Annotated in this window: 19 protein-coding genes; 15 read left to right on the forward strand and 4 right to left on the reverse strand. The window is 52.3% G+C overall.

Going from position 1 to position 16,674, the window contains the following annotated elements; translation table 11 throughout:
• The first annotated feature begins 106 nt into the window (after nt 1-106).
• The 4 genes from ABD836_RS00640 to eda all read left to right on the forward strand — a co-directional run bounded on the left by ABD836_RS00640 (nt 107) and on the right by eda (nt 3,798).
• Nucleotides 107-1,030, forward strand: coding sequence for an HlyD family secretion protein (locus ABD836_RS00640; RefSeq protein WP_344931770.1), 924 nt, complete (start codon nt 107-109; stop codon nt 1,028-1,030).
• Complete coding sequence (locus ABD836_RS00645) at nt 1,027-1,956, forward strand: ABC transporter ATP-binding protein (RefSeq protein ID WP_344931771.1); 930 nt, start codon at nt 1,027-1,029, stop codon at nt 1,954-1,956. The genes ABD836_RS00640 and ABD836_RS00645 overlap by 4 nt, the downstream gene beginning before the upstream one ends.
• Nucleotides 1,953-3,092, forward strand: a complete 1,140-nt coding sequence (locus ABD836_RS00650; RefSeq protein WP_344931772.1) for an ABC transporter permease — start codon at nt 1,953-1,955, stop codon at nt 3,090-3,092. The genes ABD836_RS00645 and ABD836_RS00650 overlap by 4 nt, the downstream gene beginning before the upstream one ends.
• A 79-nt stretch (nt 3,093-3,171) precedes the next feature.
• A complete protein-coding gene (gene eda, locus ABD836_RS00655; RefSeq protein ID WP_344931773.1) occupies nt 3,172-3,798 on the forward strand; it encodes a bifunctional 4-hydroxy-2-oxoglutarate aldolase/2-dehydro-3-deoxy-phosphogluconate aldolase in 627 nt (208 codons plus the stop codon).
• Nucleotides 3,799-3,829: 31 nt separating this feature from the next.
• Here the strand turns inward: eda and zwf are convergent, their stop codons facing one another.
• Nucleotides 3,830-5,290 carry a glucose-6-phosphate dehydrogenase gene (zwf, locus tag ABD836_RS00660; protein WP_344931774.1) on the reverse strand — a complete coding sequence of 487 codons (1,461 nt, stop codon included), beginning with the start codon at nt 5,288-5,290 and terminating at the stop codon, nt 3,830-3,832.
• A 225-nt stretch (nt 5,291-5,515) separates the two neighbouring features.
• On the opposite strand from zwf, the gene ABD836_RS00665 reads away from it, so the two are divergent.
• On the forward strand, nt 5,516-6,121 hold the full coding sequence (locus ABD836_RS00665) for a GNAT family N-acetyltransferase (RefSeq protein WP_344931775.1): 606 nt from the start codon (nt 5,516-5,518) through the stop codon (nt 6,119-6,121).
• 15 nt (nt 6,122-6,136) lie between these two features.
• On the opposite strand, the gene ABD836_RS00670 is transcribed toward ABD836_RS00665, so the two are convergent.
• The 3 genes from ABD836_RS00670 to flgA form a co-directional block, all read right to left on the reverse strand.
• A complete protein-coding gene (locus ABD836_RS00670; RefSeq protein WP_344931776.1) occupies nt 6,137-6,553 on the reverse strand; it encodes a flagella synthesis protein FlgN in 417 nt (138 codons plus the stop codon).
• Nucleotide 6,554: 1 nt separating this feature from the next.
• Entirely contained in the window at nt 6,555-6,854 is a 300-nt protein-coding gene (flgM, locus tag ABD836_RS00675; protein ID WP_344931777.1) for a flagellar biosynthesis anti-sigma factor FlgM, read from the reverse strand.
• A 104-nt stretch (nt 6,855-6,958) separates the two neighbouring features.
• Complete coding sequence (gene flgA / locus ABD836_RS00680; protein WP_344931778.1) at nt 6,959-7,687, reverse strand: flagellar basal body P-ring formation chaperone FlgA; 729 nt, start codon at nt 7,685-7,687, stop codon at nt 6,959-6,961.
• A 327-nt stretch (nt 7,688-8,014) separates the two neighbouring features.
• Between flgA and flgB the strand changes: the two genes are divergently transcribed.
• Genes flgB through flgK form a run of 10 tightly spaced genes read left to right on the forward strand, consistent with a single transcriptional unit; the run spans nt 8,015 to nt 16,597 of the window.
• Nucleotides 8,015-8,431, forward strand: a complete 417-nt coding sequence (flgB, locus tag ABD836_RS00685; protein ID WP_344931779.1) for a flagellar basal body rod protein FlgB — start codon at nt 8,015-8,017, stop codon at nt 8,429-8,431.
• 3 nt (nt 8,432-8,434) lie between these two features.
• Nucleotides 8,435-8,836: a flagellar basal body rod protein FlgC gene (gene flgC / locus ABD836_RS00690; protein ID WP_344931780.1), complete on the forward strand. Its 402-nt coding sequence runs from the start codon at nt 8,435-8,437 to the stop codon at nt 8,834-8,836.
• An 11-nt stretch (nt 8,837-8,847) separates the two neighbouring features.
• Nucleotides 8,848-9,513: a flagellar hook assembly protein FlgD gene (locus ABD836_RS00695; protein WP_344931781.1), complete on the forward strand. Its 666-nt coding sequence runs from the start codon at nt 8,848-8,850 to the stop codon at nt 9,511-9,513.
• A gap of 57 nt (nt 9,514-9,570) precedes the next feature.
• Entirely contained in the window at nt 9,571-10,788 is a 1,218-nt protein-coding gene (flgE, locus tag ABD836_RS00700; RefSeq protein WP_344931782.1) for a flagellar hook protein FlgE, read from the forward strand.
• A 38-nt stretch (nt 10,789-10,826) separates the two neighbouring features.
• A complete protein-coding gene (locus tag ABD836_RS00705) occupies nt 10,827-11,570 on the forward strand; it encodes a flagellar basal body rod protein FlgF (protein WP_344931783.1) in 744 nt (247 codons plus the stop codon).
• A gap of 13 nt (nt 11,571-11,583) precedes the next feature.
• A complete protein-coding gene (gene flgG / locus ABD836_RS00710) occupies nt 11,584-12,369 on the forward strand; it encodes a flagellar basal-body rod protein FlgG (protein WP_344931784.1) in 786 nt (261 codons plus the stop codon).
• Nucleotides 12,370-12,395: 26 nt separating this feature from the next.
• On the forward strand, nt 12,396-13,100 hold the full coding sequence (gene flgH, locus ABD836_RS00715) for a flagellar basal body L-ring protein FlgH (RefSeq protein WP_344931785.1): 705 nt from the start codon (nt 12,396-12,398) through the stop codon (nt 13,098-13,100).
• An 11-nt stretch (nt 13,101-13,111) separates the two neighbouring features.
• Complete coding sequence (locus ABD836_RS00720; RefSeq protein ID WP_344931786.1) at nt 13,112-14,239, forward strand: flagellar basal body P-ring protein FlgI; 1,128 nt, start codon at nt 13,112-13,114, stop codon at nt 14,237-14,239.
• A 12-nt stretch (nt 14,240-14,251) separates the two neighbouring features.
• Nucleotides 14,252-14,689, forward strand: coding sequence for a rod-binding protein (locus ABD836_RS00725; protein WP_344931787.1), 438 nt, complete (start codon nt 14,252-14,254; stop codon nt 14,687-14,689).
• Between the two features lie 18 nt (nt 14,690-14,707).
• Entirely contained in the window at nt 14,708-16,597 is a 1,890-nt protein-coding gene (flgK, locus tag ABD836_RS00730; RefSeq protein WP_344931788.1) for a flagellar hook-associated protein FlgK, read from the forward strand.
• Nucleotides 16,598-16,674 lie beyond the last annotated feature (77 nt).

A 16,674-nucleotide genomic window follows, 5' to 3' on the forward strand; every position in this document is an offset into this window, starting at 1 on the left:
CGACAAGCGCAGCCTGATATACTCGGGTACAAAACAATAAGAACAAGCATGATAATCGATTCACATAACAAGAGGTGGCTGGGTGGCTGGGTTCAAGCTTCTATCATTGTTGCTCACGTTAGTATTGGTCGGCTGTAGTGGCGGCGGTTCGCCGGAAGCGCTGACTGGCTATATTGAGGCCGAGTATGTCTATATCAGCGCCCTTGAGACGGGCTGGATTACGGCGAGTGCGGTTAGGGAGGGGGATCGCGTTAGTCCGGGACAAGTGTTGTTGACCTTAGACAGCGAGCGCCAAACCCTAGAATTAAATGAAGCAACCCAGCGTGCGGTTCAGGCGCAGGCCCAGAACCGCGATTTGCGCAGCGGTGCTCGTCCGGAGGAGCTTACGCGGCTCGATGCTCAGCTGGCTGAGGCCAAATCTGCATTGCGATTGGCAGCGATTGAATTGCGGCGTCTGCGCGGTTTGCGGAGCAAAGGCGCAGTATCTGAAGCGGCGTTAGACAAAGCTGACGCGGAGTACCGTGCCAGCAAAGCGCGGGTCGAAAGCGCCACGGCTGCGATAAGTGTGGCTAAATTACCCGCTCGCCAAGAGGCTGTGTTGGCCGCGAAAGCGGCAGCAGAAGCCGCTTCGGCAGTGCAAGCCAAGGCCCAGTGGCGATTAGATCAGCGCCAGCTCACTGCGCGCCAAGCAGGCTTAGTCACTGCCGTGTATTACCGCCAGGGCGAGCAATTGCCCGCGGGCTCCCCAGCCTTAGCCCTATTGCCGGACGACGGTTTAAAAGTACGGTTTTTTGTCCCGCAATCTCGCGCTGTAGAATTTAGCCCCGGTACGGCAGTGGGTATTCGCCAAGACGGTAGTGCCGACACAATTCGCGCGACAGTCTCTTATTTGGCGGAACAAGTAGAGTTTACCCCACCGGTGATTTACAGCGTCGCAAACCGTGAAAAGCTGGTGTTCATGGTGGAGGCGCGCTTACCCGCACATAGTCAGCTCCACGCCGGTCAGCCGGTTGACGTGGAATTATTATGAGTGAAATGGCGATTGATGTGCGTGGCCTAAGTAAGTCCTTTGCCGACAAGGCCGCCGTCAGTGACGTTGATTTGCAAATGCCCCGAGGCCAAGTTTGGGGCTTTTTAGGTCCGAATGGCTCGGGTAAAACAACGACAATTCGTATGCTATGCGGTTTGCTTAAGCCCAGTGCTGGCGAGGGCACTTGCCTAGGCTTTGACTTGCGTAAAGAAGCTGAGGCCATCCGCCGACAAACCGGCTATATGACCCAAAAGTTCTCGTTTTGGGCTGATCTTAGCGTGCGTGAAAATTTGGATTTTGTCGCGCGCATATACCAGCTAGAGCATCGCCGGCAAAGTGTAGACGAAACCTTAGAGGTGCTGGGCTTGGCGCATCGCCAGCACCAATTGGCGGGAGCCTTGTCGGGTGGCTGGAAGCAGCGCTTGGCCTTGGCGGCGGTAACCATGCACAAGCCAAAATTATTACTGCTAGACGAGCCTACCGCCGGGGTAGATCCCCAAGCACGACGGGATTTTTGGGATCAAATTCATCGCCTGTCTAACGAGGGTATGACCGTGCTCGTGTCCACCCATTATATGGATGAGGCCGAACGCTGTGACCATATTGTTTATCTCGCCCACGGCAGACTGATTACCGAAGGCAGTGTTCCGGATATTATTGATCAGTCAGGTTTGGTGAGTTTTCGGGCCGAGGGCAAAGGTGTGCGCGCCATAGAGCCACTCATGGCTGGTCAGCCAGGCATTGAGCACGCCGCGTATTATGGCGCGGCACTGCATATTAGCGGCCACGACCGTGCGGCACTGGAAGCCGCCGTAGCCAATGTTGCCGACCAAGCTTATGTCTGGCAAGAAGTGAAACCCAGCCTAGAGGATGTGTTTATCGCCTTAATGGAACAGAGTGGTGGCGATCAGAGGGCCCACGGATGAACAGATTGAGCCGCAGACTGGCGCGGATAAATGCGGTGTTTATAAAAGAGCTAATTCAAATGCGTCGAGACCGCCTGACTTTTGCGGTGATGCTTGCTATTCCTATTTTAGAGCTGGTGCTATTTGGCTATGCGATTAACACCGATCCCAAGCATTTGCCCGCGGCGGTTCATGCCGAAGAGTTCACCCCGGTGGTGCGGAGCATACTCACGGGTTTAGAAAACTCAGAATATTTTGACCTAGTGTTTAATGACGATGATCCGCGTGCCAGCGATCATTTACTGGCCAGCGGTGAGGTGGTTTTTGTTGTTGAAATTCCCGCCGGGTTTACTCGGCAGTTAATTCGTGGGGAACGGCCGCAGCTGCTGGTGTCGGCAGATGCGACTGACCCCGTCGCGGCGTCCAATGCGCTGGGGCGTTTAAGTACCATTGTTAATAGCGCCTTGGCAAAAGATTTGACCGGCCCACTGGCCCATCTGCGCGGGGCGACGAGCACCATCGACTTAGTGGTTCATCCACGCTACAACCCAGAGGGTATCACCCAATACAATATTGTGCCGGGCTTGCTGGGCGTGATTCTTACCATGACCTTGGTGATGATCACCGGTATGGCCATGACCCGCGAAACAGAGCGGGGCACCATGGAAAATTTGTTGGCCATGCCGGGTTCACCCTTTGAGGTCATGATTGGCAAAATTCTTCCCTATGTCGGCGTGGGTTCGGTGCAAACCGTGATTGTTTTGCTGGTAGCGCACTGGCTATTTTCTGTGCCCTTTGTCGGCAGTATCGCCTTGTTAGTCTTGAGTGTGGCGATTTTTATTGTTGCCAATCTGGCATTGGGTTTTACGTTTTCGACCATAGCGCAGTCGCAAATTCAATCAATGCAATTAACCTTCTTTTTCTTTCTGCCCTCCATTCTCTTATCGGGGTTTATGTTCCCATTTCGCGGCATGCCGTATTGGGCGCAAATGATTGGTGAGGTTTTACCGCTGACGCATTTTTTACGGGTGGTCAGAGGCATCATGCTCAAAGGCGCCGAGTTTGCTGAATTGCGCTACGACCTCGCAGCCATCTTGCTGTTTATGGTTGTGGCGAGCGGTGTTGCTATGCTTCGCTATAAGCGCACACTGGATTAAATGCTGACCTTGGTGCCTGTCGACCCTGTTGGGCTTGGCGTGTAGAGTAGGTCTTCGTTTGTAGTATAGGAGGCGAGCAATGCACGACGCACTAACGGTCGTTAAGAAAACCGCGCCGGTGATGGCGGTTGCGCAATTTACATCTTTAGATCACGCCAAAGCTTGCGCTGAGCTTTTTGCCGAGGCCGCGGTGCCGGCAGTGGAGATTACCCTGCGTCACCCCGATGCTTGGCAAATGGTGAAACTTTGTAAAGACCTCATGCCCAATGCCTTAATCGGCGTGGGCACGGTACTGAATCGGCGGCAAATGTTACGTGCAGTCGATGAAGCCGATTTTGTTATTAGCCCTGGCTTTTCGCGGGAGCTGTCGATGCTGGCGCACAAAACCCTAACCACTTATATTCCCGGCGTTGCCACCGCGACAGAAATCATGGCAGCAATGGCCGAAGAGCACCGGGTATTTAAAATGTACCCCGCGGCGGCGATTGGCGGCGTTGCGTTATTAAAATCACTGTCTGGGCCATTTCCAGACGCGGTGTTTTGTCCAACCGGCGGTATATCTGAGGCTAACTACCAAGAGTATTTAGCGTTGCCTTGTGTGAGCTGCGTTGGCGGTAGTTGGATTGTGCCGAGCGAAGCGGCCTTGCAAAAAGACCGCGCCGGCTATTTGAGTATGCTGAAGCGTCTTTATCAGCGCGGCACATAATGAACTGCGCTATCTTTGAGAGGCACTGCGTTTATTCATGCCAGCTGCGGCCGTTCTTTTCCGGTAGGGCGAGGGCGGCATTCGGCCCCATAGAGCCTGCTGCATAAGTTTTAGGCTTGATACCCGCTTCTTGCCAGGCGCTAATAATACCGTCTACCCAGGCCCAGCAGGCTTCAACTTCATCGCGGCGCATAAATAGGGTTTGGTCACCTTCTAATACATCCAGTAGCAGGCGTTCATAGGCTTCATGGGCCTGCAATTCATCGTGCAAATCGGCATCCATATTGAGACCGACCTGTTCGAGCTTCAGTTGCCTACTCAGTCCTGGTTTTTTATTGACCTTGTATAAGGTGATGTTTTCTTCGGGTTGCAGGCGAATCACCAGTTTGTTGGGCAAGTCATTGGGGTCGCCTTCAAAAAGACTGAAGGGGTGTTTTTTTAATTCAACCACAATCTCGGAAAAGCGCCGGCTCAGGCGTTTACCGGTACGCAAATAAAAGGGTGTGCCTTCCCAACGCCAGTTGTGCACGTCGGCTTGCAAGGCGACAAAGGTCTCGGTGCTTTCGCTGTCTTCAAAGCCGGTTTCATCAAGGAAGGCGGCAACCGGCGCCGAGTTCACCGCACCTGCGCCATACTGGCCGCGCACGGTTTTGGCTTTCACATTGCTGGCTGTTATTGGCCGCAGAGCTTGCAGCACTTTAACTTTTTCGTCGCGAATGGTGTCGGCGCGAAGATTGGCGGGAGGCTCCATAGCAACTAAGCACAGCAGTTGTAACAGGTGGTTTTGTACCATGTCGCGCAGGGCGCCGGTTTTGGCGTAAAAATCACCGCGTCCCTCAACGCCAATATCTTCGGCCACGGTGATTTGAATATTATCAATATACTGACTGTTCCACAGCGGTCCGAAAAGTGCGTTACCAAAGCGGAGCACCAATAAATTTTGCACAGTTTCTTTACCGAGGTAATGATCTATGCGGAAAATGTTTTTTTCAGGAAAGACCTGCAGTACTTCGTGATTGATGTCCGTGCAGCTCTTTAAATCGTGACCGAGGGGCTTTTCTAAAACGACCCGCGAGTGCTCATTCACAATGCCGATACTGTGTAAATTGCGGCAAATACTATTGTATAGAGTTGACGCGGTGGCTAAATAAAAAACAGTGGTCGCGTCGGCGTGGTCGTGAATCGCCTCGCTCAACTGGTGATAGTCTTTGAGAGTATTTACGTCTAAGCTGACGTAGCTGAGTTTGGCGGCAAACTTATGCCAGTGTTGATCGTCCCAAAAATGCGCGGGCAGAAATTCGCGCATTTTGGTTTTTACCAGCTCGCGGTAGTCTTCGCTACTGCGGTCAGCGCGACCCAATGCAATAATAGAACAGACATTATTTAAAAAGCCTTCGCGCTGTAATTTATACAGTGCGGGCTGCAGTTTACGCAGGGCGAGGTCGCCGGTGCCGCCGAAAATAACAAGTTGTGCAGATTGGCTATTGGTCATTGCTACACTCTTTAATTGTTTATAGCTTAAGTTACGCTGTTTAATAAGTGGCAGGTTGAATACGGCTGGGCTAAAAACTATTGTGCAGAATATCTCGAATTTCAGCATAGTGCTTTTTCATGGTCATGCATACCGCCGATAAGCCGAATCACCCGAGTGCACATATGAAGTATGGTATATAAAGCCAAATTGGCTATGGTGAAATAAAAATTCGAGGGTGAATACATGAGCATAAGAGCGGCGCAGAGTGCTGACAGTGCAGCGGCCACTGCATTGGTGTTTTTGTCTGGACCGGTGGCCTTTGAACATATATTTAATCAGGCGCATGGTCCCCATATTAGCGACTTCTTAGCCACTGAATTTGCCAAAACAGCCACTATGTTCAGCCATCGCCACCACTTTGTATATGAAGATGGCGGGAGGGTGATCGCGACCATCGGCGGATTCGACAAACCAAGTCACGATGCGACCTTTATAGGGAATGCCAAGGCGATATTTAGCCAGTATGGCTGGCGGGGAATTTTAAAAGGCCTGTTATTTGAGCTGCGCTTGGTTAAACCACCTCGCAAAGGTTGTTATTACTTATGTCATATCGTCGTAGACCCAGATTGGCGAGGCAAAGGCATTGCCGCAAAGCTTATTAACTTCATGGCTGCGCGAGCCCAAACATTGGGATATTCGGTACTGAGTTTAGATGTTGCAGAATTGAATGTTGGCGCTTTGCGCTTGTATCAACAGATGGGCTTTAACATTGTGAAGCGTAATAAAACCTATAACGGTGTATTGGATAACCACCTTTATATGGAAAAGTCTTTATTAGCTGAGGGTTAGGGAATGGCTTGGCGTTTACGCTTTGCCAAGGCGTTGGCCGCCAAGAGTGCTATTGGTCTCGCCGCCGGGACTGTAGAGCGGGACCTCATTGTTCGTTGCGCCAAGGATATCTAGTGCGCGTTTGCCGTAGCGGGCTTGGGTGCTAATGCTGGCTCCAGACTGATTGTTCATGTCTTGGCAGCGACTAAGTACGCCTAAGGCTTCTTGCCAAAGCGCTTCGTCTTGAATATTGCCACTGCTGAGCAGCTGACTGCGGCGCAATTCTAGCAATTCAAGGTTTTGCACTAAATCCATTTTTTGCTGCGCGAGTGCTTCCAGGCGCTCTGGCTCTCTGGCCTCTTTTAAAATAAGCGCTTCGTCGGCCAGCAGCGTTTCTAAGCGCAGGGCTTCGCTGTGAATACTTTGTAGTACTTCGCTCAGCTCATCGTTCATATTAGCTGCCTGTTAGGGCTTCCATATTGACTAGCGCGGCCGCCACTTTATTGGCGTCGATATTAAATTCGCCATTGCGAATAGCGGTTTTAATCGCTTCAACCTTTTGGCGGTCTATGCCGTCGCTGCTATTTACCTGATCGCGGGTGCGCTCAAGCAGTGGGGTATCCACTGTTGACGCTTTCGCGGTGCTGGCAGCTGCGGTACTGGCTTCGGCGCCTTCTGATTTGCTGGCACCGGTACGCCCACTGTCTAGCTTGCGGGCCTGACTCAGCGATGAGCCATCGATACGGTCAACCATTGTTACATCCTCTTTAAATAGCGTTCGCCTGTTATATCGGCACTATCTTCTAAAACTTTAGCACGAATTGTCATTTATCCTAAGTAGCATAGAGCACAGTGGTGCTAATTTAGGAGCACTTGGTTATCTGAAGCAACCACGCCCTCTAAACGCTTGCCAGAATTCAGGTTTTTAACCAAAATTCGCTTGCCTAATGCTCCGTCTTGCAGGGCAATTCCCATCATACTGACACTGACCGGGCCGTCGTTGCTGGTCAGCTGAACCCGTTGCCCCTTATTAATAATGCTACTCGCGGAGACCATATTCGGGGTGAGGACTGCGCCTTGGGCAATGCTGCGTCGGCTTTGGTAGCCGCCTTGATCCCCTAATGATTGTAAATAACCGTAACCGAGGGTGGTGATATCACGTTTTCCCCAACTGACATCCCTAGCGGTAATTGTGCTGCCGGGGGCAATCGGATGCTTGGTAACCATGACTTTAGCGAAGGCTTCTACGGTGACCGGTAAATAAATCTTCCAGGGCTTAGCGCCGGCAGTGCAGCGCACGCCGACGGTAGTGCGGCGTTTGATTCGCGCGCCGTTGGACAAAAAGGCCTCGAGCTTTGCTGGGCATCGACTGAGCTGTGTACGGGGGTCAAGATTTTGAACAGTAATCTTGGTGCTCAGCTGCTGCCAAGGGTGGCGAGAAGCAATATAGGCTTCGGCGGTAGCCGCAATTCGACTGTGACTCTCTGATGACGCGGCGCTTGCGCAGCTAAACAGGCAAAGCGCGGCGCCGAGCACAAGGGTGTGGCTCAGAGCGGCTTTTTTGTTTGCGGCGGAAAGTCGACTCATAACAATTGCTCACGTCAAAGATTTGTCGGTAAGCCAATCTCTGCAATGCCTGTGCCAGCCTATAAGTAAATGCGCCGAGGCTAAAACTACATGCTTATGATGGAAAAGCGGATAAGGCCTGCCGGAATTTTGCCGATTAGCGGCAAGGTCTTGCCGTTATTTTGGCGGCTGGGCTGGGATGGGTTGTTAAGGTATTGAAAAACAACAATAAAATTATGTGGCACGGCCTTTGCGTTGATCCATTGCAAACGCGGTGAAAAGCAGAGATTCCTTGCTTAATCCGTTTAACGGCAGCGAAGCGCATAACTTTAGCAACACGGAAAGAAAATGGCGATTAATTTTGATAAAGCCCTAGGCATACACGAGCAAGCACTGTTTTTGCGGCAGAAGCGCAATGAAGTCTTGGCCGCGAATATTGCTAACGCCGATACCCCTGGCTACAAGGCTCAAGATATTGATTTCCGCACGGCCTTATCCAATTCGGCCGCTGCCGGTGACCAGCCGATGCTGTCGCTTAAGGTGACCAACGCCGGCCATCAACGCCGCGCCGATGGCGCCGCCGATGCCTTATCAGCGTCGCTAAAGTTTCGCCAGCCTTACCAGCCATCGCTGGATGGCAACACAGTAGAAACGCATATTGAACAAGCCGAATTTGCCGATAACGCAATGCGTTATCAAGCCACATTACAGTTTTTAGGTAACCGCCTAAGCGGACTTAAATCGATTCTGCAGGGAGGTCGATAAATCATGGCTAATCCATTGGATATTGCCGCGTCAGCGATGAACGCGCAAATGATGCGGCTCAATACCGTGGCTAGCAATATGGCCAACTCTGAATCGGTGGCGGGCAGCGAGGCGGAGGCCTACCGTTCGCGGCAAACTGTGTTCTCGACTGTTTTAGATCAACAGCGCGAAGTGGCGGGGGTGGCGGTATCTGGCGTAGTAGAAAGTAATGCGCCAATTATGAAACGTTATGAGCCTGGTCATCCGCAGGCAGACATCGACGGATATATCTACGGCTCAAACGTAAACACCATGGAAGAGATGGCCAATATGATGTCGGCGTCGCGCTCTTTTCAGAATAACGCCGAAGTTTTCTCAACCACCAAAACCCTGATGCTGCGCACTCTGCAGCTTGGCCAGCAGTAGGAGTCTGAGTAATGGAAATTCGCACACTTGAACAATTGCAGTTACAAAACGCTGCTAGCACCGCAAAAAAAGATGCCTCGTCATTAGATCAAGACGATTTTATGACCTTAATGCTGCAACAGCTTAAATCTCAGGACCCGTTTAAACCAACGGACAACACCGAATTTATTAGCCAAATGGCGCAGCTAACCTCGGTTAGTGGCATCAGCGAGATGAATGAAAATCTCAGTACCCTGACTGGCTCCTTGTATTCCGCTCAGCTTTTGGACTCTTCTGCGTTGATTGGTAAAGACGTTTTGGTGGAGTCGAGCGTTGCATCCCTGCAGAGCAGTGGCAGCGTGCAAGGCCAAGTTAATCTGGCCACCAGTACCACCGCCTTAGATATTGAAATTATGGCGCCCACTGGCGAGGTAATTGCCAAAGTGCCAATGGGTCCGCAAGCGGCAGGCACCACTAATTTTGAATGGAATGGTATCGGTTTGAACGGCGAGCGTTTACCACCAGGCAATTACGAAATCCGAGCGAATTATTTAAATGGCAATAACGTAGAAGCCTTAAGCACCGAAATGCGCAGCCAAGTACTTAGCGTGAGTGTACCGGTAAGCGGCGGTAGTCCGCAGGTTCAGGTGCAGGGCATGGGTAGCGTGAGTCTGTCAGACATTAAAGAGATTAGCTGAGTTGCGATTGCGCTATTCAGACAATGACAAAACTATTTCCTTTGCAGGAGTTATATTATGAGCTTTAGTACCGCACTTAGTGGCTTAAACGCAGCGCAATCGCATTTGGATGTGACTGCTCACAATATTGCCAACGTCAACACCACTGGCTTTAAGGGCTCTAGAACTGCCTTTGCCGATGTTTATGCAACGTCGAATAATGATGTTGCGAAAACAACGCCGGGTTCAGGGGTGCGCGTGAATGCGATTACCCAGCAGTTCTCCCAGGGCAATGTCGACTTTACCGGTAATAATCTTGATTTGGCCGTGAGCGGCGAGGGCTTTTTTACCCTGCAGGGCTCAAGCGGTGTGACCTATACCCGCTCGGGTGCATTTAGCGTCGATGCAGACGGCTATGTAGTGAACAACAGTTTAGAGCGTTTGCAAGTTTTTGAACCAACTGGTAACGGTGATTTCTCGACCGGTTCACTCACTGATCTTCAGCTTGAAGTGAATGAGAATGCTCCTCAGGAAACCTCTCTTGCCGAAATTGGTGTTAATTTGCCCGCGAACGCCACGGCGCCCACTATTACACCGCTCGATCCCAGCATCCCGAGCAGTTATAACCACGCCACCTCGTTAACAGTGTATGACTCATTAGGTACCCAGCATACCGCCACCATGTATTTTGCCAAGGACGCGGTAGCTAACACCTGGAATCAGTCGCTTTATGTTGACGATGTTGCCGTGGGCACAGCCAACACCTTGAGCTTTACCAGTGCCGGTGTCTTGCAAACGCCGGCGAGTGGTCAAATTACGTACCCGGCTTTTGATCCCGGTACTGGCTCTGCCGACATGAACTTGTCATTCGACTTTACCTCTAGCACGCAGTATGGCGCTGACTTCGGTGTGAACAGTCTTCAGCAAGACGGTTTTACCACCGGCCGTTTAACCGGCATTGAGGTCGATTCATCTGGCGTGGTTTCCGCCCGCTATACCAACGGTCAGGCGACGCAGTTGGGTAAAGTCGCTATGGCGATTTTCACTAACCCCAATGGTTTGCAGCAGCAGGGCGATACATCTTGGGCCGAGACGTTTGCCTCTGGTAGCCCACGTATTGGCGAAGGGGGCACATCTAACTTTGGTTTGCTGCAGTCTGGCGCGCTAGAAAGTTCGAACGTTGATCTCACCGAACAATTGGTCGAGATGATAACCGCCCAGCGGAATTTCCAGGCCAACGCCCAGATGATTTCGACCGCTGACCAAGTTACCCAAGCAATTATCAATATCCGTTAATTGAGGGCGGCCTCGGTCGCCATTAATCGGGAGTTTTTATGGACAGATTACTGTATCTCGGCATGACAGCGGCAAAGAATACGCAGCTGGCCCAAACCACCAACGCCAACAATTTGGCGAACGTGAGCACGGCGGGTTTTCGTGGCGATTTTCAGAATGTCTTGTCTCAGCAGGTTGAAGGTCCAGGCATGGCCACGCGTTATAACTCGGTCTATCAGGGCGAAACCTCTGACTTTTCAGTGGGCTCGATTATGGCCACTGGCCGTCAGCTAGACGTTGCCATTCGCGGTGACAAAGGCTGGTTTGTGGTCACCGCCCCAGACGGTAGCGAAGCGTATAGCCGCCGTGGTGATTTTCATATTACCAGCGACGGCATGCTGCTCAATGGCGCCGGTCAGCCGGTAATGGGTGACGGTGGCCCAGTGGCAATACCCGAACACGAAAGCTTGATGATTGGTGAAGACGGAACAGTCTCCATTGTGCCGCTAGGTCAGGGCGCTGAATCGCTGGCAACAGTTGACCGAATTCGCTTGGTCGATGCCGCGCCAAATCAGTTGCAAAAGGGCGAAGACGGTTTGATGCGCATGCGCGACGGTGGCGTTGCGCCAACGTCTGCAGATATACGCATTAGCTCTGGCAATCTAGAAGCATCAAACGTGAATAGCGTCGACGCCATGGTCACTATGATTTCACTGGCGCGACAATTTGAAATGCAAGTCAAGACAATGAGCACTGCCGAAACGGTTGCAGAAACCGGCAGCCGCTTAATGCGCATGGAATAATGAGGAGTTATTTATGAATTCATCACTTTGGGTCGCTAAAACCGGTCTCGATGCCCAACAAACCCGGATGCAAGTCGTAAGTAACAACCTTGCAAACGCAAACACCACTGGTTTTAAACGCGACCGAGCGTCTTTTGAAGACTTGCTCTATCAAAACATGCGTCAAGTCGGCGGCCAAACGTCGCAGCAAACGCGTTCACCCAGCGGTATGCATGTGGGTACCGGTGTGCGGGTTGTGTCTACAGAAAAAATTCATCAGCAAGGTACCTTGAATCAGACCAGTAACTCCTTGGATGTGGCCATTGAAGGCAAGGGTTTCTTTCAGGTGCAAATGCCTGATGGCAGCATTGCCTACACCCGCGACGGCTCATTTCAGCTCGACGATCAGGGCCAGATCGTCACCAATACCGGCAACGTTGTTGACCCCGGAATGACAATTCCTGAGGGCACCTTGAGTGTGACTATTGGCTCAGACGGTGTGGTTAGCGCGGTATTGTCTGGTAGTGCTTCGCCAGTGCAAGTTGGCAGTTTTCAATTGGCCGATTTTATCAATCCATCGGGCTTGCAAGCCCGCGGTGAAAATCTCTATGTGGAGTCTGCCTCTAGTGGCTCGCCACAAACCGGTACGCCAGGCCTGAGTGGACTCGGCAGTATTCAACAGGGCGCCCTTGAAGGTTCAAACGTCAACGTAGTGGAAGAGCTGGTGAATATGATCGAAACCCAGCGCGCCTACGAGATGAACTCTAAGGCCATCGCCACCAGCGACCAAATGATGCAGTACGTGAATAATAATCTGTAATTCGCGATTTTAGCAGGGTAAAGCATATGAACATTCAGCATACATTGAACAGCACCCAGCTTCGCGCCACATTGGCGATGTTAGTGCTCGCGCTAATGTCGGCGTGTTCATCGGCTCCGGCTAAAGATGCGTCCGCTGATTATGAATCTGCTGCGCCACCAGTGGCCGCGGATGACGATAAAAATATGGGCTCTATTTACCGCTCGGGTTACGGCATGACCTTATTTGTTGACCGCCGGGCTCGTCAGGTTGGTGATATTGTCACCGTGACCTTAGAAGAAAAAACCGACGCCAGTAAATCCTCAAGCACCGCGACCGGCAAAGAGAGCAATATCTCTGTGCCCACCGTGACCTTGTTAGGCCGTGGCGTGACCAGTGGCGGCACGCCAATTCTCACTACCGGCGTCTCTTCAGACCAGGATTTTTCTGGGCAGGGCAGTAGTACCCAGAGCAATAGCTTAACCGGTAGCATTACCGTGACCGTGTCTGAAGTGCTGCGCAATGGCAGCTTGCGGGTGCGGGGCGAGAAGTGGGTCACCATCAATCAAGGCGAAGAGTTTATTCGTATCAAGGGCATTATCCGCCCCGAAGACATTGGCGCAGACAATGCCATACCGTCTTATAAAGTGGCCGATGCGCGTATTACCTATAGCGGTAAAGGTGCGCTAGCCGACGCTAATTCCATGGGTTGGTTGGGACGTTTGTTCCAGTCTGTATTGTCACCCTTTTGAGGACGGCTGCAATGTCTTATAAAACAAATTTAGTGTTGCGCAAAATTGCTGCTTTTTGCAGCGTTGCGCTATTGGTCTGGGCGCCATTGGCGCAGGCCGAACGTGTTAAAGATCTGGTGAATGTTGCCGGCGTACGCGAAAACCAATTAGTGGGTTACGGCTTGGTGGTCGGTCTTAGCGGCACCGGCGATCAGACCAGCCAGGCGCAGTTCACTATTCAAAGTATTCGCAATATGCTCACCGGTTTTGGTGTGCGTATTCCCGACAACGTCAGCCCCCAGTTGAAAAACGTTGCGGCAGTTACTGTGCACGCCAGTTTGCCAGCCTTTGCCAAGCCCGGCCAAACCTTAGACGTCACCGTATCGTCTATAGGTAATGCCGCCAGCTTGCGTGGTGGGAGCTTGCTAATGGCGCCGATGATGGGTGCCGACGGCCAAGTCTACGCCGTGGCGCAGGGCAGTTTGTTAGTGGGTGGTTTAGGGGCGGCGGGTGCCGACGGCTCTAAAGTCACCGTCAATATTCCCAGTGCGGGTCGTATTCCCAACGGGGCGATTATTGAGCGTGCGGCGCCTAGCACCATGGCCTCGAATGGCGAAATTATGCTCAATTTGAAAAAAGCCGATTTCACCACCGCGCATCGCCTAGTTGAAGAAATTAACAGCAAATTCGGTGCTGGCACGGCTAGTGCGCTGGACTCGGCTACCGTCAAGGTACTCGGCCCCAGCAATGCTGATCGCAGCGTTACGTTTATTTCGATGTTAGAGACCTTAGAAATAACCCCAGCCGAGGCCATTGCGCGGGTGGTGGTTAACTCGCGTACCGGCACCATTGTGATCGGCGGCAATGTTCGTGTTATGCCCGCAGCAGTGACCCACGGTTCCCTAACCGTCTCAATCACTGAGCGGGTCGATATTAGTCAGCCCGGCGCCTTCGCTGGCGGCCAAACAGTGGCCGCGCAGGAATCTAGCATCGAAGTGCAAGAAACCGGCTCGCGAATGTTCTTACTCGACTCTGGCGTAACCCTAGAAGAAATCGTGAAAGCCATTAATAAGGTTGGCGCAGCGCCCAGCGACTTGGTCGCCATTCTTGAAGCCCTCGACCAAGCCGGTGCCCTGCGTGCCGAGCTACTTGTGATCTAAGGGGCGGTAGTTATGGATATCAATACCAGTAGCAATTATCACGACTTCACCGGTCTGGCCGCGCTGCGCAAAGAGGCGACTGAGAATTCGGCCGATGCCATTGATCCAGTAGCCAAACAATTTGAAGCGCTGTTCTTGCAAATGATGCTGAAAAGCATGCGCGCTGGTGTACCCGAGGGTGGTTTGTTCTCTGACGAAAGCACCAAAATGTACGAAGAAATGCTCGACAGCCAGCTCTCGGTCACGCTCTCAAATCAGGGTGGTATCGGCATGGCAGAATCGATTTCAGCGCAGTTGCAGGGCCCAACATCGCAGCAGCCGCAAACACAGCAACAGGGTAGTGGTATGACCGGCGAGGGGGCTGCACTGCAAAGCAAGCTCCAGCAGCTCAGTAACCAAAGCCACACTAGCCGTATTCAAGATTTCAGTTTATCTGCCGATAAGCTGTAAATGATTAAGGGGTAAAACATGGGTGACATGCTAGGTAATGCCCTGTCGGCGCTGGTCGCCAATCAGCGCGCGCTGGCCACCACCAGTCACAATATCGCCAACGCCGACACTGAAGGCTACAGCCGCCAAAAGGTGGACTTTGCCACGCGTATACCCCAGCAGCTCGGTGGCATTACCCTTGGTTCCGGGGTCAGTATTTCCTCGGTGAGTCGGGTGTACGACAATTTTACCGCCGGTCAATTGCGCAGCGCACAAGCGGCTTACTCTGCGGTTGAAACCAGTTACCAAATGGCGGCGCAGCTAGACAATGGCCTTGCCGATCCCGACTTGGGGCTAGGGGCGGCGTTGTCGCGTTTTTACAATAGTGTTCAAGATGTGGCCGACGATCCCTCGTCTATTACCTCGCGGCAGTTGCTGCTCGCCGAGGCGCAGGGCTTGGGCGACCGCTTTGCGGATATGTCTGCCCAGCTAGATGCCCTCAGCCGGGAAGTGAATGTGCGCATCAGCACCTCGGTTAGTGATATTAACGACCTAGCGACCCAGATTGCCGATATTAACCGGCTGATCACGACCGCCGACGGGGCGTCTGGCAATACCGCAAATGATCTACTGGATCAGCGCGATCAGGCCCTGCTGTCATTAAATGAACTCATTGGCGTAACCTCGGTTGAGCAAAAAGACGGCAGTGTCAGTGTATTTGTCGGCAATGGCGAAGCCCTAGTCTTGGGCGATAGCACTGTCAAAATGAGCGCGATCAGCAACGCCTTCGAACCAGATCGGCTTGAAATTGCCATGACCACGGGCAGCCGTCAGGCCATTGTTAGCGACAGCATTAGCGGTGGTAGCTTGGGCGGCAGTTTGGATTTCCGCGACGGTGTGCTCAATGAAACGCGCAATGAATTAGGGCGTATCAGCCTCGCTGTGGCCAGCTCTATGAATAGCCAGAACCGCGCCGGTGTCGATTTGCGCGGCGATCAGGGCGGTGATATTTTTTCGGTGCCGGACCCGGTGGCCTACCGCAGCAGCAACAATGTTAGTGCCGCGCAGCTCAGCGTTGAAATAAGTGATCTGTCGCAAGTCACTGGCGACAATATTCTAATGCGCTTTGATGGCAGCAACTGGTCATTTTTTAATGAAGCTACCGGCGCAGCCGTTACTGGGGTCAGTGGCAGCGGCAGCGTCGCTGACCCGTTTCAGCTCAATGGCATGGAATTTAGCCTAGACAGCGCAGCGGCAACCGGTGACCAATTTGTGCTGCGACCCACCGAGGGCGCCTCTGCGGGTATTAAGGTGATCCTCACTGATCCCGCTGGGATTGCGGCCGCCGCCGCGACCCGCAGCATTAGCAGTGGCAGTAATATCGGCACCGCTAAAATTAGCGAGACCGATGTTGTCGACAGCAGCGACCCGAATTTGCTAGATGATGTCGATATTGAATTTTTGACCGCCACCACCTACCAAATTAATGGCAGCGGCAGCTTCACCTATACCTCGGGTGAAGAACTCAGCATTAACGGCAATAGCGTTGTTATTACTGGCACGCCAGTGGCCGGCGACCACTTTTTAATTGGTGCGAATACCAATGCGGTTGGCGATAACCGCAATGCCTTAAAACTGGCAGGCACGGAAAGTAGCAAGCTATTAAATAATGGCGCCACCAGCGTCTTAGATGCAGTAAACGGTTTGGTGGGCGACATTGCCGTGGCGACCCGAAGCGCACAAATTAATCTGCAGTCCCAAGAAAATTTGCTCAGCCAAACCCAGGCTCGGCAAGAGAATTATTCCGGGGTGAACCTAGACGAGGAGGCCGCCAATCTCCTTAAATTTCAGCAGGCTTACCAAGCCGCGGCGCAGGCAACGAGCATCGCAAATGAATTGTTTCAGACCTTAATTGGCGCCTTTAGATAATGACACCTCGGCAATGGCAAGTTAACACGCGGAATCTACTTGTGCGGGCCAGTACCGGCTCATACGCACTGGACAAT

It is taken from the genome of Zhongshania borealis, assembly GCF_039539625.1.
Taxonomy (GTDB): domain Bacteria; phylum Pseudomonadota; class Gammaproteobacteria; order Pseudomonadales; family Spongiibacteraceae; genus Spongiibacter; species Spongiibacter borealis.

Bases quoted from the DNA above. Each gene is read 5' to 3' on its own strand.
- ABD836_RS00645 (WP_344931771.1), top strand. From the start codon at position 1,027: ATGAGTGAAATGGCGATTGATGTGCGTGGCCTAAGTAAGTCCTTTGCC.
- ABD836_RS00650 (WP_344931772.1), top strand. From the start codon at position 1,953: ATGAACAGATTGAGCCGCAGACTGGCGCGGATAAATGCGGTGTTTATA.
- eda (WP_344931773.1), top strand. From the start codon at position 3,172: ATGCACGACGCACTAACGGTCGTTAAGAAAACCGCGCCGGTGATGGCG.
- zwf (WP_344931774.1), bottom strand. From the start codon at position 5,290: ATGACCAATAGCCAATCTGCACAACTTGTTATTTTCGGCGGCACCGGC.
- ABD836_RS00665 (WP_344931775.1), top strand. From the start codon at position 5,516: ATGAGCATAAGAGCGGCGCAGAGTGCTGACAGTGCAGCGGCCACTGCA.
- ABD836_RS00670 (WP_344931776.1), bottom strand. From the start codon at position 6,553: ATGAACGATGAGCTGAGCGAAGTACTACAAAGTATTCACAGCGAAGCC.
- flgM (WP_344931777.1), bottom strand. From the start codon at position 6,854: ATGGTTGACCGTATCGATGGCTCATCGCTGAGTCAGGCCCGCAAGCTA.
- flgA (WP_344931778.1), bottom strand. From the start codon at position 7,687: ATGAGTCGACTTTCCGCCGCAAACAAAAAAGCCGCTCTGAGCCACACC.
- flgB (WP_344931779.1), top strand. From the start codon at position 8,015: ATGGCGATTAATTTTGATAAAGCCCTAGGCATACACGAGCAAGCACTG.
- flgC (WP_344931780.1), top strand. From the start codon at position 8,435: ATGGCTAATCCATTGGATATTGCCGCGTCAGCGATGAACGCGCAAATG.
- ABD836_RS00695 (WP_344931781.1), top strand. From the start codon at position 8,848: ATGGAAATTCGCACACTTGAACAATTGCAGTTACAAAACGCTGCTAGC.
- flgE (WP_344931782.1), top strand. From the start codon at position 9,571: ATGAGCTTTAGTACCGCACTTAGTGGCTTAAACGCAGCGCAATCGCAT.
- ABD836_RS00705 (WP_344931783.1), top strand. From the start codon at position 10,827: ATGGACAGATTACTGTATCTCGGCATGACAGCGGCAAAGAATACGCAG.
- flgG (WP_344931784.1), top strand. From the start codon at position 11,584: ATGAATTCATCACTTTGGGTCGCTAAAACCGGTCTCGATGCCCAACAA.
- flgH (WP_344931785.1), top strand. From the start codon at position 12,396: ATGAACATTCAGCATACATTGAACAGCACCCAGCTTCGCGCCACATTG.
- ABD836_RS00720 (WP_344931786.1), top strand. From the start codon at position 13,112: ATGTCTTATAAAACAAATTTAGTGTTGCGCAAAATTGCTGCTTTTTGC.
- ABD836_RS00725 (WP_344931787.1), top strand. From the start codon at position 14,252: ATGGATATCAATACCAGTAGCAATTATCACGACTTCACCGGTCTGGCC.
- flgK (WP_344931788.1), top strand. From the start codon at position 14,708: ATGGGTGACATGCTAGGTAATGCCCTGTCGGCGCTGGTCGCCAATCAG.